This is a genomic window from Paenibacillus terrigena DSM 21567 (genome assembly GCF_000374845.1).
Taxonomy (GTDB): Bacteria; Bacillota; Bacilli; order Paenibacillales; family Paenibacillaceae; genus Paenibacillus_K; species Paenibacillus_K terrigena.
The window spans coordinates 1-3,894 of sequence record NZ_KB895445.1 but is presented as its reverse complement, the minus strand read 5'-3'; the positions used below and the strand labels follow the sequence as shown (position 1 = coordinate 3,894).

Sequence of the window (3,894 nt, the reverse complement as noted above, 5' to 3'; positions counted from 1 at the left end):
GTTCGATCCCCGGCTACCTCAATCTTATGACCACACAATAAGGAGGTCGACCAGTAAGTTCTGGTGACCTCATAATACGAACGGGCAGGATAGTTCAAAAGTTTCGCGAATACCCTACATACGGAATTATTTACGAAGTTCGTGAATAAGACGTTATCTGAAACATCTGCAATATTGAAAACCATTCATAGGTTAATCCAACTTATTATGAGGAGTTGAAAAAAGTGTATTGGGAAACCCTTCCTAATTGGTTTTGGGCACTATATTACTTGTTTTTATTAACAACATTAGGAACTGCAGTATTTATTGTTATACGAAAGAAAATAAGAAGTTTATCCATGGTAGCCATTGTTTTTACTGTAACGATTCCAATTATTGGCCTGATAAATAGTATTGGAAGGGCAGAAGGAATAAATGAATTTGAACATTTAATTATTCAATTACAACAAGGGGCAATTTGGTCTATATATATAATTTTGGGTAATTTATTTTTATTACTATGGTGGGTTTTGTTCTTACTCAAGATCAAGAGTAAAAATCAAGTAATAGTATAAAAGTACAAAGACCTCACTTTGTGGTCTTTCGAAGCAACAATCTACACTAGAAAAACCGACTCAAGTAATCATTAGGAATGAAATGTAAAAGTTATTCAGAGGGCAGATGCATCAGATAACAATGTGTTCACGCATCGGGGGACAAGCCCCCTCGGTCCCGGGAGAAAGTCGAAGAAGCAGATGCCGGGACACATCCGCACCACCTAACCGCATCGCGGTCGGTCACTACGTTCGCTTAAGGTGGTGGGACGTCGTGAACACAGAAACGTTATATGTAATCGGGGCAGAGCTAAATTCATTTTATCCTTTCTAACTTTACGTTAAGGAGTAGAAGCAATCATGATTAAGAATTTGTACGAGACTCATCTACAAGTCAAAAATTTGAATACTTCAATTGAATTCTATAACAAGTTAGGGCTTGAGCTATCTTTATTAATTGAAGATAGAAGGATTGCATTTTTTTATATTGGAAAGGAACGTCAATTACTTGGTCTTTGGGAAGTCCCGGACGGCAATGAAGTAAGTAGAAGGCATTTTGCTTTTGGGACTGATTTAGATTTATTAAAGAAATCAATTGATTGGCTGAAAGAAAGGGGAATTGAACCCGTAAAAACCTTTGGAAAAGAGCCAATTGAACCAATTGTACATTCATGGATGCCTGCGGCAGCTATTTATTTTAATGATCCTGATGGAAACGAATTGGAATTTATTGCATGGTTACCAGACGAACCTCACAATTTGGGATATGCAATTTATCTAAGTGAATGGAATGAGATGATAGAGACAAGAAAGGCCGTTGAACTAACGGGGAACGAAAATTAAATAAATTACTAAAACGCGGCAGCCGGCATAGATCGGCAGCCGCGTTGTGTTAACGGGCAGTTTAATGGAGCTCTAAACACACGTAGATCTGAAGTCGAAAGTATAATCAGCAACGCCTCGCTCATTCTCCTATTTCTGTTCCGCCCCTTTTCCTATAGCGTGAGCAATACTGATTTCCACAAAGTTCAGCACTTCTTCGGATACGGGATATAGTCCTGATTCCTCTGAAGGTAGCTTCCTCACTTCCCAAAACTTCTCCATCAATTTCTCATCTCCATTAAAGGTTTCGTGGGATAACTTAATTAATTCGCAGGCAATGTTATAGCCTTCTTCAGAATCTGGTGAAACGGATTGTTGTACACACCACTCAATCCGGCGCAGCAAAGAGGCATATTGTTGGGAAGTCTGGTCATTACTATTAAGATTCGGTAGTGCAGTCTGTAGAAATGCACTTTCGTCATCCTTGAAGTAATCGATCCACTGTTTTGAGTTGGGTTGTACGTTTTGTACAAGATGAGAAACCCGATCCCAGGAGAGTGTACCTTCTAAATCAATCATGTTGATCAAAGATGTAGTATTTGCAATACTGCCCTGTAGAGAAGTGCGCTGCTCCTGAAGTTGATTATAATGTGCTATCAGAATATGACGAAAAGATAGCTTGTCCATTACATTTTGAATGTCCTCAAGTGGTAGTGATAGGGATTTAAGCAACGTTATCTTTTCAAGGGTGAATAAATCTTCCTCTGAATAATAACGGCGACCGTTATCTTCCTTATAACTCGGTGTTAAGAGACCAATCTGATCATAATAACGTAGCGTTCTAACAGAAATGTTCCGCTGTTTGGATACTTGACCTGTTGTCCATCTATTCATGCGTTTTCTTTCCTCTCGAAAATAATGCTTGCAGGTGACGTTGCGTCACCTAATACCATTACATTATATCACAGAGGATTGAGGGATTAAGGATGACAAGAACAGCGATTTGGAAAGAAAAGGATCAGTGGACATGGCGTGAGTTAATAGCGTTACTCGCGCTTGAATTCGTATTTGTAATGTTCGTTATCAAATACGCGATACAGTCAATGTATGAGAAATGGTTGGAGAATACACTTTATTCAGGTACTCTTACAGGGCTTACCATCGCGATCACTCTTTTGCTAGGATTATATTTTGTTGCTTTACGACCGAAGAAGATGTCCTGGACAGATGTAGGTGTGAAGGGATTTCCTGCGAGAGATTGGTGGAGGATTGTGCTCTGGATACTAGTTCTCATCGTATTCAGTGTAACGGCTGTTTACCTAACGAGTTTTCTTGGAAATACGGTGGAGAACAGCAAAACAGAGAGTCTGCAGCAAAATGTCACTCTATTTACCATCATGATTGGTATTGTATCGGCAGGAATCGTGTCACCGTTCTATGAAGAGATATTTTACCGTGGATTTATATATCGTTGGCTAAGGACTCGTGTAGGGATGAGATGGGCGATTGTGATTAGTTCACTAATCTTTTCTCTGGCGCATTTTCCCACAATGAATGTCATGCCCGTGAATTTTATTAGCGGGGTTGTGTTTGCATGGACCTATGAACGAACGGGATCGGTCGTGCCTGGCATGATCGTTCATGGGGTGTTTAATACGATCGCCGTGTTGTTAACAGTAATGAGTTAGAATGCCCGGGTGTAATTGGGAAATTTTATGTTATATTAGTGACTGTTAAGTTTGCTTCTAATGGGGGGTTCTAATGTCAGTAAAACGACGAAGAAGAATTAAGCTAGGTGATGTGTATGCTATCCCATTACCAGATGGCAAATTCGCCTATGGTAGAAGGTTTAAGGATGCTGCAATTGCGATATATAAGCTACTATATAATTTTATCCGTGTTAATTTCCATATCCGCAATAATTTTATTAAAATAAAGGCTATTTTCTAAAAGATAATCTATAATTTGATTTATCGGGGAGATCATTGAGGATGTATCTCTAAACGAAGAATACCAATTTACTGTAGGGATATACGATTATGTACTTAAATCAGATGAATGGCCCATTATTGCTAACCGCCCATTTGAAAATGAGGAGGCTGCTTGGCCGCCACCCGCATGTATAATTGATCAACTGAATGGCAGTTTTTCGATTTATCACAAGGGTGAAATTTCACCTTCAAACAAAGCGGAATGTGAAGGGCTAGAGATAGCTGCTGTGTGGGGAGCCGAACATATCGTTGACCGAATCATGGGTGATGATAGTGGCACAAACACCCTGGTGTTTAAGCTAACGGGACACGATAGTTGAATACTATACATTGCTGAGCAGACTACCGCAGTCTGCTCATTTTATTGAACTAACGGGCAGGATAGTTCAAACTTCAGTACAAAACAAATTAAATAAAATATATCCTTGTTTTAGTTCCCTCGCCGCCTTAATATGGTGACAAATGGACGGTATTCTTAGAGAGTCAATTTTATGGAGGATATTATGAATAATCTAACAATCGAATTGTGCGAACGTAACAACAAATTT

Annotated in this window: 5 protein-coding genes; 4 read left to right on the top strand and 1 reads right to left on the bottom strand. The window is 39.2% G+C overall.

From position 1 onward, the window contains the following. Positions 1–224: 224 nt before the first annotated feature. Together C558_RS0129945 and C558_RS0129940 are read left to right on the top strand one after the other, a co-directional pair. Positions 225–554, top strand: coding sequence for a hypothetical protein (locus C558_RS0129945; RefSeq protein ID WP_018759972.1), 330 nt, complete (start codon positions 225–227; stop codon positions 552–554). Positions 555–893: 339 nt separating this feature from the next. After that, complete coding sequence (locus C558_RS0129940; RefSeq protein ID WP_018759971.1) at positions 894–1,376, top strand: VOC family protein; 483 nt, start codon at positions 894–896, stop codon at positions 1,374–1,376. Positions 1,377–1,505: 129 nt separating this feature from the next. Here the strand turns inward: C558_RS0129940 and C558_RS0129935 are convergent, their stop codons facing one another. Continuing rightward, positions 1,506–2,249: a MerR family transcriptional regulator gene (locus C558_RS0129935; RefSeq protein WP_018759970.1), complete on the bottom strand. Its 744-nt coding sequence runs from the start codon at positions 2,247–2,249 to the stop codon at positions 1,506–1,508. 92 nt (positions 2,250–2,341) lie between these two features. Between C558_RS0129935 and C558_RS0129930 the strand changes: the two genes are divergently transcribed. Further along, on the top strand, positions 2,342–3,043 hold the full coding sequence (locus C558_RS0129930; RefSeq protein WP_018759969.1) for a CPBP family intramembrane glutamic endopeptidase: 702 nt from the start codon (positions 2,342–2,344) through the stop codon (positions 3,041–3,043). Positions 3,044–3,116: 73 nt separating this feature from the next. Next, positions 3,117–3,305 (top strand): Imm26 family immunity protein, encoded by a 189-nt coding sequence (locus tag C558_RS34520; RefSeq protein WP_018759968.1) that lies wholly within the window; start codon positions 3,117–3,119, stop codon positions 3,303–3,305. Positions 3,306–3,894 lie beyond the last annotated feature (589 nt).